Below are 22,674 nucleotides of genomic sequence, written 5' to 3'. Positions count from 1 at the left end.
GTTGCCATTGTGTTCATTGTTTATTATTCCAATCAGCTTGAAAAACAAAAAGAAATTCTTTCTTCTTTATTCAAATCTTTACCGCCTGAAGATCCTTTTCAGCAAGATATTATCTTGGTGCAAAGCCCGGGGATGGCACAATGGCTGCAAATTGAATTAGCGAAAGAAATAGGCATTTCAGCAAACCTAAAATTTCCTATGCCGGCAAGTTTTATTTGGCAACTTTATGCTCAAAATTTACCCGCAACGGCATTGGAAAACCCTTTTGATAAAGATTCAATGACATGGCGTTTAATGCGCTTAATCCCGACTTTTCTCGAGAAAGAAAGTTTTTCACCTTTACGCAATTATTTAGCATCGTCACCTCATTCTGAACAATACAAACTTTATCAACTTAGCAGCAAAATTGCCGATTTATTTGACCAATATTTAGTTTATCGACCAGAATGGATTTTTGCTTGGGAAAAAGGCGAAGATGAACAAATCACTGCTCAAATACAAAAACAACAACCGAACCTAAACAATACTTTGTTTAAGCAAATTCAAGGCAATACAAAATGGCAAGGTGAGTTATGGCGTGCATTGGTCGTCGATGTTAAATCAGAGGTTGGTGATACCACACATCGAGCGGCTTTGCATAATCAATTCTTAGCCTTGCTTGCCGATAAAAAAGCACCGAAAAAATTACCTTCACGCATATTTATTTTTGGTATTCCAGCGCTTCCGACTGCTTATCTCAATATTTTGCAAGCCATGTCCTCTGAAGTGGATATTCATTTATTTTTTAATAATCCATGCCAAGAGTATTGGGGAGATATTAGCGATTTACGCCTTGATTATTTGCGTTCTCGCAAGCGTTATCAATTCAATAAACAAGATGAAAATCAACCGCTCTTTTCCGAGAATCAACTTTCTCAACTAGAAAACGCTCAGTTTGATGTCACTTATCAAAAAGAAAACCTTCAAGTAGGCAATCCATTACTGGCAGCTTGGGGAAAAATGGGGCGAGATTTCCTTTACACCTTGGTGCGAGATGAAGAACATATTCCAACTTATCCCGTCAATGCTTATCAAGAAATTGAATCGAATAGTTTACTTGGACAATTACAGTCTCAAATTCTGCATTTAGAAAATAAACCGTTAAATATCACAAAAAATGACTGCACTTTAACCCTACATTCTTGCCACAGTGCTATGCGGGAAGTAGAAGTATTGCACGATTATTTACTAGATTTATTTAATCAAGATCCTAACCTTACGCCAAAAGATGTGGTTGTTATGGTGGCAGATATAAACCAATACACACCTTATATTCCGGCTGTTTTTGGGCAAAAAAATGGGTATGCAGCACAAATTCCATTTTCACTTTCGGATAATAAACTTTCAGAAAGCGATGTGTTGGTCTCAAGTTACTTAACTTTATTACGCTTAAAAGAAAGCAATTTTAGTGCAGAGGACGTCTTAGCACTGTTGGATATTCCTGCGATGCGAGAACGATTTAATATTTCTCTTGCTGATTTACCATTAGTGCGAGAATGGGTGGAGGATTCGGGGATTCGTTTCGGTTTGCAAAAAAATCAAGATGGCATCAATTTCAATTCTTGGCAAGCTGGATTAGAACGAATGATTTTAGGCTATGCAATGCGTGAAGAACACGGCATTTGGCAAGATAGCATAGGGTTAAACAGCAGCTATAGCTTAAAGGGTGAACTTGCTGGAAATTTATCTCACTTTTTCACCGCACTTTCAGCGTTGCATGAAACGCTGCAACAAGCACATTCCATCAAAAAATGGCAAGAAATTTTAACCGCACTTTTATCAGATTTCTTCGTGCAAAATGAAGACACAAGCGACACGATTTTCTATATTCAAGAGAAAATTAATGAATTCGCTGAGAATCTAAAAATGCTCCATTTTACTGAAGAATTACAAGCAGATGTGATTGCCGATGTCATCACAATAAAATTAGAAGATTCACCAAATAGCCTCAAATTCCTTGCAGGAAAAGTAAACTTCTGCACCTTATTACCAATGCGTTCTGTGCCATTCAAAGTGGTTTGTTTACTTGGAATGAATGATGCGGATTACCCAAGAACACAGACACCAAACAGTTTTGATTTAATGCAATATCACTATCAAAAAGGCGACCGTGTGCGCCGTGATGATGATCGCTATTTGTTCTTAGAAGCCTTATTGGCAGCACGTAATTATTGCTATATCAGCTATGTTGGCCGTTCCATCACTGATAATCAACCGAAAGAACCTTCTGTATTGGTAAGCCAACTCTTAGATTATATTAATCAAGGGCAAAGCGAAAATCCCCTTACGGTGATTGAGCATCCCATGACGGCATTTAGCCCAGATAATTTCAAATATAACGAGAAATTTACCCGCTCTTTTGCAACAAAATGGTTGCCAATAGCACAATTTGACGCAACAGCTAGCAATTCAGAATTTGCCGTCACTATGACAGAAAACCCAGAAAAAATAGAAGAAATTGAACTGGATCGTTTAGTCAGCTTTGTTGAAAACCCTGTGAAATTTTTCTTTGAAAAACAACTCGGTGTCTATTTCCGTGATGAAGATGATCGTATTGCCGACAGTGAAAATTTCACCTTAAGTGGGTTAGATAATTACTCGCTCAATAATGACTTAATCTATCTTGATGAACAAAATTTTGCTGATTATTTTAGACAAGCAGAAGTAAAAGGCGTGTTACCTCTAGCCGAATTTGGAAAAGTTTATGCTGAAAATATTCGAGACAATGTTTTGGAATTTAAAAAGAAAATAGCAGATCTTGGCGAAACCAAACATGCTTCCGTCGATTTCAATCTATCCGTAAATTGGCACAATGAAAATCAAGAAATTCGTCTATTTGGTTATATGGAGCCTTTATTTGGCGATGATTCACAGGTGATTCAATGGCATTTTGCGAAATACAAAGATCGCTATTGTATCCGTCCTTGGATTTATTATTTGATTCAATGTGTCACACAAGAAAATGCGGTGCCACCCAAATTAATTACGCAAGATCAAGTTATCGAATTACCGCCTATTGAGCGTGAAACTGCTCTCTCTCAATTAAAAACTTACATAAAAGATTATTTACAAAGCCAAATAGAAATTCAATTGGTGCCAACAGTAAGAAATATAAGTGATTTTATTGTGAGTGATGAAAATTCTGTTTCTGAAAAACTTCAGGAATTAACTGAAAGTAATGGTTTCGGGGCAAAAGCCGATCCATATTGGTCACGCGTATTAGCGCAGACCTCAAGATTTAAACAACCTGAAAATATTGAAAAATTATTAAAACAAACAAAAGATTGGTTTGGCTTATTATTCGTACAAAAGAAGACAAGAAAAGCATAAAGCTAATCGTCAAAGAACCGATTTTTTGCTAAGATAACCGCCCTTTTTACGGAGAATTGTCTATGCGCTGTCCATTTTGTTTTACAGAAGAAACCAAGGTAATTGATAGCCGTTTGGTATCGGATGGCTATCAAGTTCGTCGCCGTCGTGAGTGCGGTCATTGTCATGAGCGTTTTACTACCTTTGAAACAGCCGAATTAATCGTACCAAAAATTATTAAAACTGACGGCACTCGAGAGCCGTTCAATGAAGATAAATTACGCAGTGGTATTCAGCACGCATTAGAAAAACGCCCTGTAAGTGCGGATGACGTTGAACAAGCAATTAACCATATAATTTTTCAATTACGTGCGACGGGTGAACGTGAAGTACTAAGTAAACTGGTTGGAAAACTCGCGATGAATGAGTTAAAAAAACTCGATAAAGTGGCTTATATTCGTTTTGCATCGGTCTATTTGAGTTTTGATAATATTAATCAATTCACCAAAGAAATTGAAAGCTTAAAGGATTAACAATGAGCGAATTTTCCGCACAAGATCGAAAATTTATGCAACGCGCCTTGGATTTAGCCGCCAAAGGACAATATACCACCACACCGAATCCATCGGTGGGATGCGTATTGGTAAAAAATGGTAAAATGGTGGGAGAAGGCTTTCATTTTAAAGCGGGGCAACCTCATGCTGAACGTGTTGCCTTAGCTCAAGCTGGCGAAAATGCCAAAGGTGCAACAGCTTACGTCACCTTAGAGCCCTGCTCTCATTATGGTCGCACACCGCCTTGTGCATTAGGATTAATCGAGGCTGGTGTAATAAAAGTCATTGCCGCGATGCAAGATCCGAATCCCCAAGTCGCAGGAAAAGGCTTGAAAATGTTGTCTGATGCAGGCATCGAAAGTGCGGTGAATTTATTGAACGATCGAGCAGAAAAAATAAATAAAGGCTTTTTAAAACGAATGCGTCAAGGTATGCCTTTTGTTCAACTCAAACTTGCAATGAGTTTAGATGGACGAACAGCAATGGCAAGTGGAGAAAGTAAATGGATTACGGGCCCTGATGCTCGTTCGGACGTACAAAAAATGCGAGCAAAATCATCCGCACTTTTATCTACTTCTGCGACAGTACTTGCAGATGATCCAAGCCTTAATGTACGCTGGGACGAATTTCCTGAAAATCTTAAAACAGAATATAAAAAAGAAGATCTTCGCCAGCCTGTGCGAGTCATTTTAGATTCACAACATCGCATCCAGCCGACTCATAAACTTTTTTTAACGCATTCTCCCGTTTGGTTAGTTTCTAATAAATCGCGAGATTTAACAGGCTTTCCTGATTTCTGCGAACAAATTATTCTTCCAAAAGAAAATTTACTAAAAGAATTAATGCGAGAACTGGGAAAACGACAAATAAATACCATTTGGGTAGAAACTGGGGCAAATTTAGCGGGTAGTTTAATTGATGCGAAATTAGTAGATGAATTGATTATTTACGTTGCGCCCAAATTACTTGGCGACAATGCTCGTGGTCTATGCCAATTACCGAATTTAACTCAACTTGCCGATGCACCATTATGGCAACTCAATGAATTAGAACAAATCGGTGACGATATAAAATTAACTTACACACCGAAAGGAATCTAAATGCTTAAAAAACTTTTCCATTCCGCACTTTGGGGCTTGGCTGCTGCGGGCGTGATTTTGTTTGCGGTTCCAAGACTGAATAACAGCAATATCTTCACTTCAGACGATATTGTGTCGTTCAAAAATGCGGTACGTATTGCCTCACCTGCGGTAGTGAATGTTTATAACCGCTCATTTTCTTTCGCCAGCATTAATGATAATGATCAGCTACAAGTGAATAACTTAGGTTCTGGCGTGATTATGAGTAAAGATGGCTATATTCTGACGAATAAACACGTTATCCAAAATGCCGATCAAATTGTAGTAGCGTTGCAAAACGGAAATATTTTTGAAGCTAGTCTTGTTGGTTCAGATAATCTCACCGATCTCGCTGTTCTCAAAATTCGTGCAAATAATCTTTCAACTATTCCACAAAATTCAAATCGTCAAGCTCATGTCGGCGATGTGGTATTAGCAATCGGTAATCCCTACAACTTAGGACAAAGCGTGTCTCAAGGTATTATTAGCGCAGTGGGACGTAATGCTGTAGGTGATTCTGTTGGCAGACAAAACTTCATTCAAACAGACGCCTCAATTAACCGTGGCAACTCAGGTGGCGCATTAATTAATTCTGCAGGGGAATTGGTTGGAATCAGCACCCTTAGTATTGGTAAAACCGCCAATGAAATCGCAGAAGGACTAAATTTTGCGATTCCAATGGATATTGCAAATGATGTTTTACAAAAAATTATACGAAATGGACGTGTTATCCGAGGATATTTTGGTGTGCAAAGCGACATTAGTTCAAGTAGTGAAGAAGGCATAGTCATCACTGATGTAAGCCCGAATAGCCCAGCAGCAAAAGCAGGCATTCAATTAGGTGATGTCATTTTGAAATTAAATAATCAAGAAGGCATTTCAGCCCAAGAAATGATGCAAATTATCGCAAATACAAAACCTAATTCAAAAGTTCTCGTCACCATTCTACGATTAGGCAAAATCTTACAACTTCCTGTTGTCATTGAAGAATTTCCAGTAAATTAAAAATAGCGGTCGTTTATGACCGCTATTTTCATCTTTTTTTCTATCGAAAACCAACTCACCCTAGCCCATTTTCTGACATTTCGGGCAAAAGAAACTATTACGCTGCCCTATCACTAAACTTTCAATTTTTCCACCGCACTTTGGGCAAGGTTTATCTTTATTGCCATATACCAATAATTCTTGTGCAAAATAACCTGGGCGACCATCGGGCTGTAAAAAATCTTTAAGTGTCGTTCCACCTTGAATAATGGCTTTTCTCAATACATCTTTAATCGTATTCGCTAAGGAAATACATTGATTACGGGTCAAATTTTTAGCGAGTTTTAATGGATGAATCCCACAAATAAACAAACTTTCATTCGCATAAATATTACCAACGCCCACCACCACAGCGTTATCCATCAAGAAGGTTTTAAGTACGGTTGATTTTTGACGAGATTTTTTGAATAAATATTCTGCATTAAATTCATCAGAAAGCGGTTCAGGCCCTAGCTTTAAGAAAAGATGAAAGTCATCTAAATTCTCCGTCCACAACCATGCACCGAAACGACGAGGATCGTTATAACGTAATAATTTGCCATTATTCATCACAATATCAATATGATCATGTTTATCTATTGCGCTATCCTGTGGCACAATTCGCACCGAACCTGACATGCCGAGATGCCCGATGATATAACCTTTTTCCGTGTGAATAATCAAATATTTTGCTCGACGAGTGAGATCTACAATTTTTACATGTTTAAGGGTTATCAATTCCTCTGATACGATCCAGCGCAATTTAGGCTGGCGCACGACAACTTTCTCAATCGTAAAATTCTTAAGATAAGGGCTAATACCACGTAGTGCAGTTTCAACTTCGGGAAGTTCCGGCATGATTTGTTCCTTAATAAATTTGTGATACAAAAAAACCCGAACAATGTCGGGCTTTTTCTAAATAAGCAAAATTATTTGATTTTTGCTTCTTTATAGATAACGTGTTTACGCACTACTGGATCAAATTTTTTGATTTCCATTTTTTCAGGCATATTACGTTTGTTTTTATCAGTTGTGTAGAAGTGACCGGTCTCTGCAGTAGAAACTAAACGGATTTTCTCACGAGCGCCTTTAGCTGCCATTTTTTAGCTCCTTAGATTTTTTCGCCACGAGCACGGATTTCAGCTAATACTGCATCAATGCCTTTTTTATCAATAATACGCATACCTTTCGCAGTTAAACGTAAGGTTACGAAACAGTTTTCACTTTCAACCCAGAAACGGTGAGTGTGAAGGTTTGGAAGAAAACGACGACGTGTCGCATTCATCGCGTGTGAGCGGTTATTACCCACAGCTGGACGCTTGCCTGTTACTTGACAAACTCTAGACATAATAATCTCCAATAATTAAATATAAGCTCGAGCTTACGGTTCGGATTGTTTAAAGCAGGTTAAACCTAGCTTGCTACCTCGTCAGGTCGCGCTAATCCGACCCGCTTACTATATTAAAGGTCGCAAATTATACTGACTTTGTTTTCATTTCTCAAGTATAAATGCGGTTATCTTGAATGTAATCGGTAAAAAAATGGTCAATATTATAAAAATTTATAATAAACAATTCTCCGCGAAAGAATAACAATCGCTTTTTCCTACAATTAAATGATCAAGCACTCTGATTTCCATTAGTTCTGCAGATTCCTGAATTTTTTTAGTAATAAGCTGATCCGAATAACTCGGCTCCGTTATCCCCGAAGGATGATTATGCGCCAGAATTAAAGCCGCCGCATTACAATAAAGTGCTTCTTTAATTATTTCCCGAGGATAAACCGCTGATACATTAATTGTACCTAAAAATAACCGCTCTTTTTTAATCAGACGATATTGATTATCCAAAAATAAAACCATAAACACTTCTCTTTCCTCATATTGCAATTCAGTGAGTAAAAACAGTTTTACCGTTTCAGGATCATTAATAATCGGCGTACTCAACATCTCTTGCTTTAAATAACGCTTGGTCATTTCCGTAATTGCTTGCAGTTGAATAAATTGCGTAATGCCTAAGCCTTTTACGGAACAGAAGGCTTTTTCATCTGCAGAAAGTAACGTATGTAAGGAACCAAAATGTGATAAGACATTTTTCGAAAGCTGAATTACTGGGCAGCCTTTTATGCCAGTTCGTAAAAAGATTGCCAGCAATTCATAATCAACGAGCGTTTCTACGCCAAATTTAAGCAATTTTTCCCGTGGCATTAAATCATCATTGTTTTCCATAAAATATTAAACGCAAAATAGAAAAAATTTTGACCGCTCTTTTCTTGTTTTACGAGTATCTTATGTAAAGTCTGCGATATGTATCGCAAAAATAACATTGGGCATTCAATAAAATTAAAGTAAAATAACGGAATTGTGGCTAAGCACTAACAAAGGTTGAAACATGAAATTAAACGGAAAGCATATTGTAGTTGGCATAACTGGCGGCATTGCGGCCTATAAAACAATAGAGTTGATTCGTTTATTACGCAAAGCAGAAACCGAAGTACGTGTAGTATTAACCCCAGCTGCGGCAGAATTTGTTACGCCTTTAACACTTCAAGCCATTTCTGGCAATGCTGTCGCACAATCTTTACTTGATCCACAAGCAGAACTGGCAATGGGCCATATTGAGCTTGCCAAATGGGCCGATGCCATTATTATTGCGCCAGCTAGTGCAGACTTTATTGCCCGTCTTACTGTAGGCATGGCGAATGATTTACTTTCAACAATTTGTCTTGCGACTGATGCGCCAATTTTTCTTGCTCCAGCAATGAATCAGCAGATGTATCGCCAATCCATTACTCAACAAAATTTAATGGATCTTCAAACTCGAGGGATTACGCTTATCGGCCCGAATAGTGGTTTTCAGGCTTGCGGCGATATGGGGAAAGGGCGTATGTCAGAACCAGCAGAAATTTTTACCGCACTTTCTGACTTTTTCTCTCAAAAACAAGATCTACAAGGATTAAATATCGCCATTACAGCAGGCCCAACGCGTGAGGCAATCGATCCTGTTCGTTATATTTCTAACCATAGTTCAGGAAAAATGGGATTTGCAATTGCTGAAGCATTTGCCAAACGTGGAGCGAACGTCACGCTGATTTCAGGGCCAGTGAATTTAATAACACCAAAAAATGTAAATCGAATTAATGTCATATCCGCACAAGATATGTGGCAAGCTTCTCTTGAAAGTGCGGTAAAAAATCAAATTTTTATTGGCTGTGCGGCAGTTGCTGATTACAGAGTAGCTGAAGTTACTGACCAAAAAATCAAAAAATCTGGCGATGAAATATCTATCAAGTTAATTAAAAATCCCGATATTATCTCAGATGTAGGACATTTAAAAACACATCGACCTTTTACTGTTGGATTTGCGGCTGAAACCCAAAATGTTGATGATTATGCAAAAGATAAACTTGAACGCAAAAATCTTGATATGATTTGTGCCAACGATGTATCTGGCGGACAAGTTTTTAATGCTGATGAAAATGCCTTGCAGCTTTTCTGGAAAAATGGTCATAAAAAATTATCGCTAAAATCAAAAGTGGAACTTGCAGCTGATTTAGTTAATGAAATTATCGAACGCTATCAAAAAACCTTATAATTTCAACCGCACTTTTACCTAAAAATGAGTTTCAAACGGAGTATTACATGAAAAAAATTGACGTAAAAATTTTAGATTCTCGCATTGGAAATGAATTTCCTCTGCCAACTTACGCAACTGAAGGGGCGGCAGGTCTTGATTTACGTGCATTAATCGATGAAAGCTTTGAAATTCAACCAGGTGAAACCAAATTAATTCCAACGGGCCTATCAATTTATATTGCGGATCCCAATTTAGCTGCAGTGATTTTGCCTCGCTCGGGTCTTGGCCATAAACACGGCATTGTGCTAGGAAACCTTGTAGGATTAATTGACTCCGATTATCAAGGGCCATTAATGGTATCAATGTGGAACCGTGGAAATGAGCCATTCAAAATTGAAGTCGGCGATCGCATTGCTCAACTTGTTTTCGTGCCAGTAGTACAAGCTGAATTTAATATTGTAGAAGATTTTCAACAAACCGAACGTGGTGAAGGCGGTTTCGGTCATTCAGGTAAACAATAATTTATGGTAGAAGAACAATTATCTTTATCGGGCGTGGAAGAGATTGCGCCTAAAATTGAAACACCAAAAATTGAAAAAAGAACGGTAAAAGAACGTCGTCAACAAGTGCTGACTGTGTTGATACATATGCTTCATTCCGAACGCGGTATGGAGCGTATGACAACAGCTCGTCTAGCAAAAGAAGTTGGGGTATCAGAAGCTGCGTTATATCGTTACTTTCCAAGCAAAACAAAAATGTTTGAAGCCTTAATCGAGCACATCGAAAATACCTTATTAAGCCGTATTACCGCTTCTATGCGTAACGAAACCCAAACAATGAATCGCATTCATGATATTTTACAAACGATCTTAGATTTTGCCCGTAAAAATCCTGGGTTAACCCGAATTCTAACGGGCCATGCATTAATGTTTGAAGATGCGCAATTACAAGTTCGAGTCGCGCAATTTTTTAATCGTCTTGAAATGCAGTTTGTCAATATTTTACAGATGCGAAAATTGCGTGAAGGACGCGGCTTTAATGTAGATGAACGCATAATTGCCTCGCATTTAGTGACACTATGTGAAGGACAATTTATGCGCTATGTTCGTACTAATTTCCGTCTGAATGCAAGCCAGTCTTTCGAACAACAATGGCGTTTTATCGAGCCACTTTTTACCTAATTGACTTTACCGAGTAAATATATGATTATTCCTTGGCAAGAACTGGAAGCAGAAACATTAGATAATATCGTAGAAAGCGTAATTTTACGCGAAGGAACCGATTACGGTATAGAAGAACTTTCACTCAACCAAAAAAAACAACTTTTACTGACTCAAATTCGCAATGGAATTGCGGTGATTGTATGGTCTGAATTGCATGAATCCATTGACATCAAAAATAAAACGGAATTTTAGAAACAGGAATGTAAGGAGCACGAATGTCAAATGAATTAACCGAAATTGATGAAGTTGTAACCTCCCCTCAAGAAGAAGAGATAACTCAACGAGATCCAGTTTTAGATTGGTTTCTTACTCACTGCCACTTGCATAAATATCCTGCAAAATCAACTTTAATTCATGCAGGTGAAGATGCCACAACGCTTTATTACGTCATTAAAGGATCTGTAATGGTGTCTTCAAAAGATGATGAAGGAAAAGAAATGATCCTTACTTATTTAGGCGCAGGAGAATTCTTTGGTGAAGCAGGATTATTTGATGAAGGATCAAAACGCTCTGCCTGGGTAAAAACAAAAACAACATGTGAAATTGCTGAAATTTCTTATAAAAAATATTGTCAATTAATTCAAGCCAACCCGGAAATCTTAATGTTTTTAACCGCACAATTGGCAAGGCGTTTACAAAATACTTCACGCCAAGTCAGTAATTTAGCATTCTTAGATGTGGCTGGTCGTATTGCTCAAACACTAATGAACTTGGCTAAACAGCCTGAAGCAATGACACATCCAGATGGGATGCAAATCAAAATTACACGTCAAGAAATAGGGCAAATGGTTGGTTGTTCACGAGAAACTGTAGGACGTATTATTAAAATGTTAGAGGATCAGAATCTTATCCACGCTCATGGAAAAACCATCGTTGTATATGGCACAAGATAATTTTTCATCATAAATCATTCAAAATGAAGCCATCCAAAATCAATTTGGATGGTTTTTGTTTAATTGGAAATAATATTCAAAACATTAATTGACAATTAATATAAAGGATTCTATCATTATTCAACTTCTTACAAGTATAGTGGGAAGACAGGATTGGTCTCCCGATATAGTGGCTTTTAAAGGTTTATAACCTTATTGCATAGTTTTATGCCGCAAAAGCTAGAACGCCAAGATGCATTTTCTAATCTATGGTGGGCTAGGTAGAAATCCCGCAGGGATGCGTGCAGTAAGCCACTTGCTGTTAAGACCAATTCTGCTTAGTTCCACCACCCTTCTTTCAAATTCCCTAGTTTTTTCTATCTCACCTTAATTAATCTTCTTTTCTTTCTAGTAAAACTAATACTTCATAGTGAGATGTTTGCGGAAACATATCAAAAAGTTGAATTTTCAATGGGTTATAAAAAGTGAGATGCTGTAAATCTTTACCCATTGTCACGGCATTACAGCTGAAATACAAGATAAAGTGCGGTTGAATTTGGTTAAGAAATTCACTTAATTCTTTTCCAATTCCACGACGTGGTGGATTTACAATCACAAGATCTGGCTTATTCTCATCCTGATTTTTCATCACACTCGCCGCATCGAGGGATCGGAAATTTACATGTTCTAAACCTAATATTTTAGCGGAATAACTCGCTGCCAAAATAACTGATGAGGAAATTTCAATTCCAGTCAACTCAATATTTTTTCCCCATTTTTCCTGTAAAGCTTTAGCGCAATGTAAGCCAAATCTACCCACACCACAAAATAAATCCCAGACTTTATAAATTGGTAATTCGCTCACCCATTGCTTAGCGGTTGCATATAATCCCGCCGCCACTTTAGGATTGGTCTGAAAGAAACCTTGTGGGCGAATAAAGAGCGGAATACCGTTGAAATTCTCAGGTAAAAATTGTTGTTCTGTCAGAAAAATTTCTTGTCACCTTCTAAGATGGCTGCGTGTTGTGGTTGTAAATGAATGCTAACCACTTCTAAGTGCTGTAATTTTTCCAATAATTTGGGTAATTCTCGACGAATTAATGGCAATTTATTTTCTGTGCGCAACACAAAACGCAACATTAATTTTCCCGTCGCGATACTTTCTGTGAGCAGAATATATTTAAGCTCACCTTTTTGTTTAGTAATGTTATAAGGTACTAAACCAGCACGGCCAATAAAATCCTTCAAAACCGGAAAAATCAATGAAAAATGAGTTGAATAAAGGGGGCAATCACACAAATCAATCGCGCTTTGTGGACATTAGGATTTTTTAAAATGCCCAGTATCGGGCGTTCAACACTACCACTAACAACCATCTTAGCTTTATTACGAAAGCCTTGTTCATCAGATTCAAAAGGAGCCAACCATTGAGCTCCATCGCAATTAATAGGAATCAATTGCTGCTTTAAATGATGTTGTTTTTCAGTTAGCTGCTGACTATAAGGTATTTCAAGCCATTGACAAGAACGACATTCATTTTGTTGATAATATCGACAATCAATCATTTTCTTGCAGCCTGAATATCTAGCCAACGGCCTTGAATATCTGCGAGATTTCGATGATTCAGTTTCCAACGTTGATCTAAAACCAAGTCATTCCACTTGATCACTCTACGTTTAAATAAATTTTGTAAGCGAGCTTGACGAGCCATAAAGTGCGGTTCATTTTCATCAAGTTTTAGATTATCTAATACTTGAATGACACCTTCACGCTCATTGCACAGTAACAAAAGATCACAACCTGCATTGAGCGCTTTTTTGCTACGCTCCACAAAATCGCCCATTACACCTGCGCCTTTCATACCGAGATCATCGGAAAAAATTGCACCTTGGAAATTTAATTGTTTTCGTAAGATTTCTTTCAACCAATATTCTGAACCACTTGCTGGTTGACTATCACATTGTCTATAAATGACATGCGCAGGCATAATGGCATCAAGTTTATTTTGTGAAATCAACAGCTGGAAAGGTTGGAGATCGCCACTAAAAATTTCGTCTTTTGTGCGATCATCATAAGGCGTTTCTAAATGAGAATCGGCTAATACATGACCATGACCAGGGAAGTGTTTACCTGTAGAGGTCATACCTGCTTGATGCATACCATCAATAAAAGCGGTTGCTAAATTTACCGCACTTTTTACATCAGATGAAAAACTACGATCACCAATCGCTCGACATTCATGCCCCAAATCCAACACCGGCGCAAAACTCAAGTCAATATCTAAGGCAATCATTTCTGCCGCCATTTGCCAACCTGCTTCTTTAGCAAAACTCACTTGTTCAGTTGCTGACAATGTTTCTTGAAAAGCCTGCATTGAAGGTAACATTGTGAATCCATCGCGGAAACGTTGAACTCGTCCACCTTCTTGATCCACCGTAATCAATAAAGGCTTTTTCACTCGTTGACGAATAGAACGAATCAATTCTTGAATTTGTTCTCTGTCTTCAAAATTTCGAGTAAATAAAATCAATCCCGCAACAAGAGGGTGAGAAAGTAGCTCAACTTCCTCTTGTTCCAACTCTTTTCCTTTTAAATCAATTAACAACGTGCTCATAAATTATTTTAAATAAAGGCGATAATTTTTACTTTCTACAGTAGGTTTAATTAAATCGATCGATTTCTCTTCTTGTGGTTTTAGCAAAAATTGAGCGGAATAGCTCTCTTGCTGATTTTCCCAAGTCTGGGTTACCCCTAAATGATCGTACCAGTACAAGTAGTAACTTATATTCAAACGTTGCTGACTTTTATTTTTTATAAGCGCTGATTTTTGATTCGTTTCAACTTGAATTAAAGGTGAAAGATTAGATGTGATATTCAAAATCGGCTTCGTTGAATAAGTTAAGTTTTCTACTGAACTTGAACAAGCAGCGAGCACAAGGCTCGCCAAAATTAAAAAATATTTTTTCATTATTTAACTAACATTCTACCCAAAGGTTCACCACCGACTAAATGCATATGTAAATGGAATACTTCTTGCCCACCATGTTTATTACAATTCACAATTAGGCGGTAACCGTCTTCTGCAATGCCTTCTTCTTTAGCGAGCTTAGCCGCTACGCTAAATAATCGACCTAGCGCTACTTCATCTTGCTCCATCACATCATTTACTGTTGGGATTACTTTATTTGGAATGATCAAAATATGTGTTTTAGCTTGTGGTGAAATATCACGAAACGCTGTGACTAATTCATCTTGATAGACGATATTTGCAGGAATTTCTTTACGGATGATTTTACTAAAAATTGTTTCTTCTGCCATTGTTTGCTCCCTATAAAAAAGTGCGGTGAATTTACCGCACTTTTTATCAAAATTTATCTGAGATTGCAATTTAATCAATTATTGCTGAGCTTCATCATCTTGATTGATGAAAGAATCATTTACTTCAATTTTTGCTCTCTCACGCAATCCTTGCATTAATTGCGCTTGAACTTCTGCCTGACTTGTACGTAATAATTGAGCACTAAATTGGCTTAATTCTTTATCGTTAAACATGCCGTCTTCTACTTTATTTAAAGCAATAATAACCACATCGCCTTTATGATTGCGAGCAACTTGGTAAACCGTTTTACCTGATTCTGGTTTAGCAATTGAGAATACACCATTTGTTAAAATTGGATCTTTATTTTCACTTAAAGTAAAAGTTTGCTCACTTGAGAAATTAATTCCATCCACTTTCGATTCAGCATTTTCGCTTAATGCTTTCACCGCTTGTTGTGCTTTTTCATTCAGGACATTTTCAGCCTTCTGGCGTTTTAAGAACATTTCAATATCCGCTTTCGCATCTTCCAATGTTCTCACACCTTCAGGTTTGTGATCTAACACACGTACAACAATAGAGTGATAATCACCGACATTCAAAGGCTCTGAATTAGCGCCACCATTGACAATATCAGACTCAAAAACAGCAGAAACTACATTTGGGAAATTTAATTCTGCAGGCACATTTTGACGAGAAAAATAATCGCTCTCTTGAACTTTAACACCTGCAACTTGTGCAGCGGTACTCAGCGATTTGCTATCTTCAAAAGCCTTATCACGCACTTGCTTTTCAATTGCGTAATAACGATTTTCTAATAAGGATTTACGCACTAAATCAGCAACCTGTGCTTTCACTTCATCTAAAGTTTGAGCTTTACGTTCTTGCACTAAAACAATATGGTAATTGCCATCCACATTGATTGGCTGGCTATATTGCCCTGCCTGCAATGCAGCTGCGGCATCTTCAAAGGCTTTTGGTAATTCATTTGCATTTACCCAACCCAAATCACCACCATTCTCACCAGAAACTTTATCTAAAGATTTAGCTTTAGCTACATCAGCGAAATTTGCACCTTTTTGTAATTCATCGTAAGTAGCCTTAGCGTCTTGCTCATTTGCAAATTGAATATGCGATAAACGCTGAGTCATAAATTGGGCTTTATTATCTTGATAATATTGCGCAATTTCGACATCTTTAACTTCGATACCTTTTTCGATTTGGCTACCTGAGAGATCAATATATTGAACCTTCACTTGTTCTGGCTGAACAAAAGATTTTTGATTAGCTTCGTAATAAGCTTTAATTTCATCATCAGATACCGATTGCTTTGCCATTTCATCAGTAAGAGATAACGTCGCTAAGCGCGCTGAACGTTTTTGGAAGAAAACTTTTGCGGTATTTTTTGCTTGAGCAGGCACGATAAATTCACTATTAGCAACACCACTTTGCATTTGTTCAAGAGTTAATGCACCACGTAAAATAGCCGCATAACCATCTGAACTTAAACGATTTTGTTGTAATACTTGCTGATAAACACCATTATCAAATTTGCCATTAACTTGAAAATTAGGATCTGTCACGATTGCTCGTTTAATCATTTCATCACTGACGCCTAATTTTAATTCTTTCGCATATTGACGAAGCAATTCTTGATCAATCATTCGATTGATGGTGCTTTGACGAAGTGCGGTAACAAATTCTGGAGAATCTGATTGAGCCATAAATGCTTCGCCTTCGCGTTGTGCACGAGCCTCAAATTCTTGGTTGTAGCGATTTAAAAAACCTTGTTGCGAAATCACTTCACCATTAACTTTTGCAGCGTAAGTATCATTTGAACTAAAAAGATAGCCAGACATACCTCCGACTAAAAAAGATAAAGTAATCAAACCCAAAATAAACTTAGAAACTTTTGAATTTGCTAAGTGATGCATTTTTTCAATTAACATTCAATAACCCTTGTTATAAATATAAAATTTTCCCCGATTATAATCTAAACGTAGAAAATTAGCATCTTAAAAAGTAAAAACACCGCGCTCATAAAGCAAGCTAATACCAATTGCAATCAGCACTATGCCACCAAAAATCGCCGCTTTTATCCTAAATTTTTGCCCAAGAAAATGACCGCGCTTTACTCTTTCTATTTTCCAATACAGAAAGAACTAAAAATATTACCTAGCAAGTCATCAGATGTGAATTCTCCTGTAATTTCACTCAAGTAAGTTTGTACTAAACGTAATTCTTCCGCTAAAAGTTCTCCCGCGTGAAATTCTGTAAGTTGAACCAAACCGATTTGCAAATGCTCTGAAGCTTTCTCAAGTGCATCTAAATGACGACGGCGAGCTAAAAAGCCCCCTTCCATGCCAGTTTGGAAACCCATTGCTTGTTTCAAATGCTCACGTAAAAGTTGTATACCATCATGCGTTTGAGCGGAAAGACTAATAATTTGATAACCGTCCTGTTCGCTTTCGCTTGCTTGTGCGCTATTTAAATCAATTTTGTTTCGAACAATAGTGACAGGCAACGTTGTGGGTAATTTTGCTAAAAATTCTGACCGCACTTTTCTTAAATCTGCACTTTCAGGATCGCTACTATCTAACATCAAAATTATACGATCGGCTTGTTCAATCTCCGTCCATGCGCGAGAAATGCCAATGCGCTCGACTTCATCGGTTGCATCTCGAAGACCCGCGGTATCAATAATATGCAATGGCATACCATCGATATGAATATGCTCTCGCAATACATCGCGTGTTGTACCCGCAATATCCGTTACGATAGCCGCTTCGCGACCAGCAAGCGCATTAAGCAAACTCGATTTGCCCGCATTCGGACGACCGGCAATCACCACTTTCATGCCCTCACGTAAAATAGAACCTTGTTTGGCTTCAGAGCTAACATCTTCCAACTGATTAATAATACCGCGTAAGTTTGTTTCAATTTTTCCATCCGCCAAGAAATCAATTTCTTCATCAGGAAAATCAATGCTCGCTTCTACATAGGTGCGCAAATAAATCACAGAATCAACTAGTTCATTTACTTTCTTTGAAAATTCACCTTGCAAAGATTTTAATGCAGAGCGTGCTGCCTGTTCTGATGTTGCATCAATTAAATCAGCAATGGCTTCAGCTTGAGCAAGATCCAATTTATCATTCAAAAAAGCTTGTTCAGAAAACTCACCCGGTCTCGCCAAACGGATTCCATCAATTTGTAAAATACGTTTGAGTAATAAATCTAATACAACCTGCCCACCGTGGCCTTGCAATTCCAATACATCCTCACCTGTAAATGAATTTGGTGATTTGAAGTAAAGGGCAATCCCTTGATCTAAAACAGTGCCATCAGCATCCTTAAAAGGGAGATAATCAGCCATTCTTGGCTTAGGACATTTTCCCAACACCGCTTGTGCAACTTCCGTTGCTAAAGGCCCAGAGACTCTTAAAATCCCAATACCACCACGACCTGGCGCAGTAGCTTGAGCAACGATTGTTTCTTTCATAAAAAACTCTTTAAAATCTAGCCGCACTTTTAATTTAGAGGGATAACGCTTATCCCTGTTTCTACTAAAAAGAAACTCTATCTCTACAAAATGCGGAATATATTAAGATCAAATAATAAAGAAAGGCACTATTCGTGCCTTTCTTTTTGCCAGTTAGTGATTATTTCTTACGAGAATGTAACCCTTTTTTCTCTAACCCTCGATAAATTAATTGCTGTTGTGTAATTGTAATTAAGTTAGAAACTAACCAGTACAACACTAAACCAGCAGGGAACCATAAGAAGAAGAACATAAAGACTAATGGCATAAAGTTCATCACTTTTTGCTGCATTGGATCAGTCACTGGTGTTGGCGACATTTTTTGCAACAAGAACATTGAGATACCCATTAAAATAGGGAAAATATAATAAGGATCTTGTGCTGATAAATCTTGAATCCAACCAAAGAACGGAGCGTGACGTAATTCAACTGCTTCCATAAATGTCCAATACAACGCGATGAAGATTGGCATTTGAAGAAGAATTGGCAAACAACCACCAAGTGGATTTACTTTTTCTTCTTTATAAAGTTTCATCATTTCTTGGCTCATACGTTGACGATCATCACCGAAACGTTCACGCATTTCTTGCATTTTAGGTTGCAACATACGCATTTTAGCCATTGATGTATATTGTGCTTTCGTAAGTGGATACAAAATTGCTTTCACAACGATTGTTACACAGATAATCGCTAAACCCCAGTTAGATACAATCCCTTGAATAAAGGTTAATAACCAGAATAACGGTTTAGCAATAAACCAAGCCCAACCGTAATCAACTGTTAAATCTAAGTGATTTGCTACAGTAGCCATTTGGTTTTGAAGTTTAGGGCCAGTCCATAATGAACTTGTAATCGTCTCTTGGCCACCAGCAGGAATTGTCACAACTGGACCACGATAACCGATTGAAGCGACATTATTTTTAGTATCTGTAATTGTGTAAAGTTGATTATTTACATCTTGATTAGGAATCCAAGCCGATACGAAATAATGTTGTAATACTGCAACCCAACCAGCTTTAGTATCAATAGAAAGATTATTATCCTTCATATCGCCAAAACTATATTTTTTATAGTTAGTTTCTGAAGAAGAATATGCGCCACCAGTATAAGTTGGCATTGCTACATTACCAGAGCTTTCAACAATAGAATGTTTTAATTGACCATAAGGCTCGACTTCAATAGCTTGAGCACTTTGGTTATCAATCCTGTAATCTACGCCTAAATCATAGCTACCACGTTTTAATACGAAGATTTTTTGATAGGTCACACCATCTTTTTCAAAAAGAAGAGGCACAGAAAGAGATTCTTGACCATCTGCTAATTTAAAATTATCACCTTCAATTTGATATTGCGCACGACCAGAACGAGTATCGATACCATTTTTACCAATTAAACCACTTTGTGCAATATACACATGTTCTTTAGTGTCTTTTAATAACTCAAACGGTGTTTTTGAATCCAATTCAGCATCATATTTTAGTAATTCAGAACTAATTACATCACCGCCTAAAGTATCAACTTTCAAACGGAATACATCGTTTTCAAGGGTAATAATACGACCATGAGTTTGAGAATTTGCTACAACTTGTGAATTAGAAGAAGGAGAACTTGCCGGAACATCAGAATTGGCAGTCATTGAAGTTGTTTGCTCAGTTGGCACCTGTGGATTTTTATCCAACTGCCATTGCTGATAAACAAGGAAAGAAATAAAAATTAGCGCTAACACTAATAGGCTACGTCTTGAGTCCATTATTTTTTCTCATCGTTATTATTGATTTTAGGTGGAACAGGATCGAATCCACCAGCGTTCAAGGGGTGACATTTTAATACACGTTTTAGAGTAAGCCAACTACCTTTTAACAATCCATGTGTTTTTAACGCTTCAATGCCATAGCAAGAACAAGTGGGCACAAACCGACAACGCGGTCCGATAAGAGGACTAATAGCAACTTGATAGAAACGAATAAATCCAATTAAGATTTTTGCACCAAACGAACGTGTCGTTGCCATAATTTTTCTAAGATTTGCACAAAAGAGCTATTATCAAGCTTACCAATACCACCTTTTGCAACAAAAACAAAATCACATGCTGGTAAACGATGTTGCGATAAACGAAAACTTTCTCGTACTAAGCGTTTAATACGATTACGATCATGGGCTCGTTTTAAGTGTTTTTTAGCCACAGTCAAACCTAAGCGAGGATGCTCAAGATTATTTTTTCTGGCAAGGATGGTTATTTCTGGAGTGCTAGCTCTGAACGGTTGTTCGAAGACATTTTTGAATTCAACGGGAGTTAACAAACGTAACTCCCTTGAAAAGTTCAGCTTAACCACTAAGAACGGTGATTATGCAGATAAACTTTTACGACCTTTAGCACGACGACGCGCTAAAACTTGACGACCATTTTTAGTTGCCATACGAGCACGGAAACCGTGAGTACGACTACGTTTTAATACAGAAGGTTGAAATGTACGTTTCATTGTAATCTACCTAAATCCAGATTATGAGTTAATAAAAATAGAGCGTAATTTTAATCATAAAATACGCGTTCGTCAAATAAGAAACAGAAATTTTTAAAAAAACTTCAAACGAATATTAAAAAATATATGCACTTTGCTAAAGTTAGAGATACCTCAAAGGTTAGGTTACAACTTTTCAACCTTAAAATGTTTTTCCAACTTCGAGATAAATTCTATTTTTATCATAACGATAAAAAGCATGGTTACTGGTGGATTTTTGATAATCCCACGATAATTTGGGTGTTAGCCCCATAAAACGTATATTTCGATGCCATAAAGTAATTGTGGTTGTGTATTCGCGATTTTTTTGCTGTATACCAATAAAATCTTTCTCTCTGTACACTCGATTAGCATAACTAAAAGTAAAACGTGATGAAATACCATGAGGCCAATCCTGCCCCCAACCAAGTCTCAATGTCTTTTGTTGATAAGCATTATCTAATGCTTGTGTATTTTCTCTATGAAAATCCATGCCAACAAACCAAAATTGGGTGCTTTTAGGTAAATAAAATAATGTTGATGAAACGAAATAATAATTACCATCTAAATGTTTTCGGATTTTATAACGAGATTTTCCATACTCAAGTGCGGTAGAAATTTGCCAAGTTTTACTTAGCCAATCTACCATTTCTAAACGAATACCTAATTTATCCACATATTGCTTCATTGTATTCGTTCCAGAGCTACCGCCTGCATACCAACGTTTTTCTTTAAAAGGAATCAACGAGACTTCAACTGAGGCAGTTTGATAGCCTAAACCACCACCTATAAGCAAAGTAGCCTCATTGTATTTTTTATTATCCCAATAATATTTTCCATTTCCATTAAACATAGTTTTACTAAAAAAATGATCTGCCCACTGCCATTTTTTTTCTACCGATAAAGAATACCCTACACCCTGCCCACTTTCTTTTTTCCAAGCGGTCCAATTACCAATTTTTGTGCCACTTTTTGGAGCATTATTCAAATTATCATCATTTAAAAAATTTAATCCTACTTGCCATATCCATTGATTCCGCTGATTTAGTGTTAAAAGATACTGATCAATAACACCTAAAAATTTTTCATCATCTACCTCTGTACGTAATTTTTCAAAGTGAATTTTGGCAGATTCATTTTCATAGTTAAAAAATAGAGCTTGAGCTAATTGATAACGTAAAGGTAGTAAAGATGCGTCTCGAGCGAATAATTCACGATAATAAGCAATAGATTGAGTTAAATCACCTTGTTCACGAGCTTCAATAGCCTTTGCCCAAGTGAGTAAGAAATTATCTTGCTGAGGAAATTGTTTATATAGTGGTAATAACAGTTGAACTGCCTGAGTGTTATTTTGATATAAAGCAAGAATTAACCCACGCAAAACAAGTCTTGGATGTTGTGCTAATTGGCTTTTGGAAAGAGAAATAATATGCCTATTTGGTATTTCTTTCTTAGGCATAGAAGAAAAAGAGGAGGTTTTTAATTCCGCACTTTGAATTGTATTTGTCAATATATCATTTTTAGGACGTGCAACTTCTGCCCAAGCTACATTCGTTAATGTTAAGCCTATTAATGATAAGAGAGAAAGTTGTTTTACGCCATTTTTCAT

The 22,674-nt window shown here is 37.2% G+C and carries 23 protein-coding genes and 1 pseudogene; 9 read left to right on the top strand and 15 right to left on the bottom strand.

Annotated elements, in window-relative coordinates; genetic code table 11:
• The first annotated feature begins 9 nt into the window (after positions 1 to 9).
• The 4 genes from recC (at position 10) to degS (ending at position 6,025) form a co-directional block, all read left to right on the top strand.
• The gene (gene recC, locus AC6H0A_RS00120) at positions 10 to 3,369 is read left to right on the top strand and encodes an exodeoxyribonuclease V subunit gamma (protein WP_005639949.1); all 3,360 of its coding nucleotides are present in this window, start codon (positions 10 to 12) and stop codon (positions 3,367 to 3,369) included.
• 62 nt (positions 3,370 to 3,431) lie between these two features.
• A complete protein-coding gene (gene nrdR, locus AC6H0A_RS00115; RefSeq protein WP_005639953.1) occupies positions 3,432 to 3,881 on the top strand; it encodes a transcriptional regulator NrdR in 450 nt (149 codons plus the stop codon).
• A gap of 2 nt (positions 3,882 to 3,883) precedes the next feature.
• The gene (gene ribD, locus AC6H0A_RS00110) at positions 3,884 to 5,002 is read left to right on the top strand and encodes a bifunctional diaminohydroxyphosphoribosylaminopyrimidine deaminase/5-amino-6-(5-phosphoribosylamino)uracil reductase RibD (RefSeq protein WP_005639955.1); all 1,119 of its coding nucleotides are present in this window, start codon (positions 3,884 to 3,886) and stop codon (positions 5,000 to 5,002) included.
• Positions 5,003 to 6,025 carry an outer membrane-stress sensor serine endopeptidase DegS gene (gene degS, locus AC6H0A_RS00105; protein ID WP_497512199.1) on the top strand — a complete coding sequence of 341 codons (1,023 nt, stop codon included), beginning with the start codon at positions 5,003 to 5,005 and terminating at the stop codon, positions 6,023 to 6,025.
• A gap of 60 nt (positions 6,026 to 6,085) precedes the next feature.
• Here the strand turns inward: degS and mutM are convergent, their stop codons facing one another.
• The 4 genes from mutM to radC all read right to left on the bottom strand — a co-directional run bounded on the left by mutM (position 6,086) and on the right by radC (position 8,270).
• A complete protein-coding gene (mutM, locus tag AC6H0A_RS00100) occupies positions 6,086 to 6,901 on the bottom strand; it encodes a DNA-formamidopyrimidine glycosylase (RefSeq protein ID WP_005639959.1) in 816 nt (271 codons plus the stop codon).
• Positions 6,902 to 6,972: 71 nt separating this feature from the next.
• Entirely contained in the window at positions 6,973 to 7,143 is a 171-nt protein-coding gene (gene rpmG / locus AC6H0A_RS00095) for a 50S ribosomal protein L33 (RefSeq protein ID WP_005613503.1), read from the bottom strand.
• Between the two features lie 11 nt (positions 7,144 to 7,154).
• Positions 7,155 to 7,391, bottom strand: a complete 237-nt coding sequence (rpmB, locus tag AC6H0A_RS00090; protein WP_005639961.1) for a 50S ribosomal protein L28 — start codon at positions 7,389 to 7,391, stop codon at positions 7,155 to 7,157.
• 213 nt (positions 7,392 to 7,604) lie between these two features.
• Positions 7,605 to 8,270, bottom strand: coding sequence for a RadC family protein (gene radC / locus AC6H0A_RS00085; protein WP_005639963.1), 666 nt, complete (start codon positions 8,268 to 8,270; stop codon positions 7,605 to 7,607).
• A 163-nt stretch (positions 8,271 to 8,433) separates the two neighbouring features.
• Here radC and coaBC point away from each other — a divergent pair, with 163 nt between their 5' ends.
• From coaBC to crp, 5 genes are read left to right on the top strand one after another with little or no spacing between them, the layout of a single operon-like run.
• Positions 8,434 to 9,636 (top strand): bifunctional phosphopantothenoylcysteine decarboxylase/phosphopantothenate--cysteine ligase CoaBC, encoded by a 1,203-nt coding sequence (coaBC, locus tag AC6H0A_RS00080; protein ID WP_005639965.1) that lies wholly within the window; start codon positions 8,434 to 8,436, stop codon positions 9,634 to 9,636.
• A 47-nt stretch (positions 9,637 to 9,683) separates the two neighbouring features.
• Positions 9,684 to 10,139 (top strand): dUTP diphosphatase, encoded by a 456-nt coding sequence (gene dut / locus AC6H0A_RS00075; protein WP_005639967.1) that lies wholly within the window; start codon positions 9,684 to 9,686, stop codon positions 10,137 to 10,139.
• 3 nt (positions 10,140 to 10,142) lie between these two features.
• A complete protein-coding gene (gene slmA, locus AC6H0A_RS00070) occupies positions 10,143 to 10,799 on the top strand; it encodes a nucleoid occlusion factor SlmA (RefSeq protein ID WP_005639969.1) in 657 nt (218 codons plus the stop codon).
• A 21-nt stretch (positions 10,800 to 10,820) separates the two neighbouring features.
• Complete coding sequence (locus AC6H0A_RS00065) at positions 10,821 to 11,033, top strand: YheU family protein (protein WP_070046986.1); 213 nt, start codon at positions 10,821 to 10,823, stop codon at positions 11,031 to 11,033.
• A 23-nt stretch (positions 11,034 to 11,056) separates the two neighbouring features.
• Positions 11,057 to 11,734, top strand: coding sequence for a cAMP-activated global transcriptional regulator CRP (gene crp, locus AC6H0A_RS00060; protein WP_005639971.1), 678 nt, complete (start codon positions 11,057 to 11,059; stop codon positions 11,732 to 11,734).
• A gap of 370 nt (positions 11,735 to 12,104) precedes the next feature.
• On the opposite strand, the pseudogene rlmC reads toward crp, so the two are convergent.
• The 11 genes and pseudogenes from rlmC to AC6H0A_RS00005 form a co-directional block, all read right to left on the bottom strand.
• A pseudogene (gene rlmC, locus AC6H0A_RS00055) lies at positions 12,105 to 13,278 on the bottom strand (23S rRNA (uracil(747)-C(5))-methyltransferase RlmC).
• Positions 13,275 to 14,327, bottom strand: a complete 1,053-nt coding sequence (nagZ, locus tag AC6H0A_RS00050) for a beta-N-acetylhexosaminidase (RefSeq protein ID WP_005639977.1) — start codon at positions 14,325 to 14,327, stop codon at positions 13,275 to 13,277. Before nagZ ends, rlmC begins: the two are co-directional and overlap by 4 nt.
• Positions 14,328 to 14,330: 3 nt before the next feature.
• The gene (locus AC6H0A_RS00045) at positions 14,331 to 14,681 is read right to left on the bottom strand and encodes a YcfL family putative periplasmic lipoprotein (RefSeq protein ID WP_005639979.1); all 351 of its coding nucleotides are present in this window, start codon (positions 14,679 to 14,681) and stop codon (positions 14,331 to 14,333) included.
• Positions 14,681 to 15,031, bottom strand: coding sequence for a purine nucleoside phosphoramidase (gene hinT / locus AC6H0A_RS00040; RefSeq protein WP_005639981.1), 351 nt, complete (start codon positions 15,029 to 15,031; stop codon positions 14,681 to 14,683). The genes AC6H0A_RS00045 and hinT overlap by 1 nt, the downstream gene beginning before the upstream one ends.
• Before the next feature lie 78 nt (positions 15,032 to 15,109).
• Positions 15,110 to 16,978: a peptidylprolyl isomerase gene (gene ppiD / locus AC6H0A_RS00035; RefSeq protein WP_005639983.1), complete on the bottom strand. Its 1,869-nt coding sequence runs from the start codon at positions 16,976 to 16,978 to the stop codon at positions 15,110 to 15,112.
• 191 nt (positions 16,979 to 17,169) lie between these two features.
• Positions 17,170 to 18,528 carry a tRNA uridine-5-carboxymethylaminomethyl(34) synthesis GTPase MnmE gene (mnmE, locus tag AC6H0A_RS00030; RefSeq protein WP_044232155.1) on the bottom strand — a complete coding sequence of 453 codons (1,359 nt, stop codon included), beginning with the start codon at positions 18,526 to 18,528 and terminating at the stop codon, positions 17,170 to 17,172.
• Between the two features lie 160 nt (positions 18,529 to 18,688).
• Positions 18,689 to 20,317: a membrane protein insertase YidC gene (gene yidC / locus AC6H0A_RS00025; RefSeq protein WP_005639989.1), complete on the bottom strand. Its 1,629-nt coding sequence runs from the start codon at positions 20,315 to 20,317 to the stop codon at positions 18,689 to 18,691.
• Entirely contained in the window at positions 20,317 to 20,577 is a 261-nt protein-coding gene (gene yidD, locus AC6H0A_RS00020) for a membrane protein insertion efficiency factor YidD (protein WP_005639992.1), read from the bottom strand. Before yidD ends, yidC begins: the two co-directional genes overlap by 1 nt.
• A complete protein-coding gene (gene rnpA / locus AC6H0A_RS00015) occupies positions 20,541 to 20,900 on the bottom strand; it encodes a ribonuclease P protein component (RefSeq protein WP_044232159.1) in 360 nt (119 codons plus the stop codon). The genes yidD and rnpA overlap by 37 nt, the downstream gene beginning before the upstream one ends.
• Positions 20,901 to 20,912: 12 nt before the next feature.
• On the bottom strand, positions 20,913 to 21,047 hold the full coding sequence (gene rpmH / locus AC6H0A_RS00010) for a 50S ribosomal protein L34 (RefSeq protein WP_005539760.1): 135 nt from the start codon (positions 21,045 to 21,047) through the stop codon (positions 20,913 to 20,915).
• Positions 21,048 to 21,228: 181 nt separating this feature from the next.
• Positions 21,229 to 22,674 (bottom strand): surface lipoprotein assembly modifier (locus AC6H0A_RS00005; protein WP_005639998.1); only part of this gene is annotated, 1,446 nt, incomplete at its 5' end.

Source organism: Haemophilus sp. THUN1692, assembly GCF_059704395.1.
The sequence above is the reverse complement of the archived record's forward strand: the minus strand, read 5'-3'. Positions and strand labels throughout refer to the sequence as shown.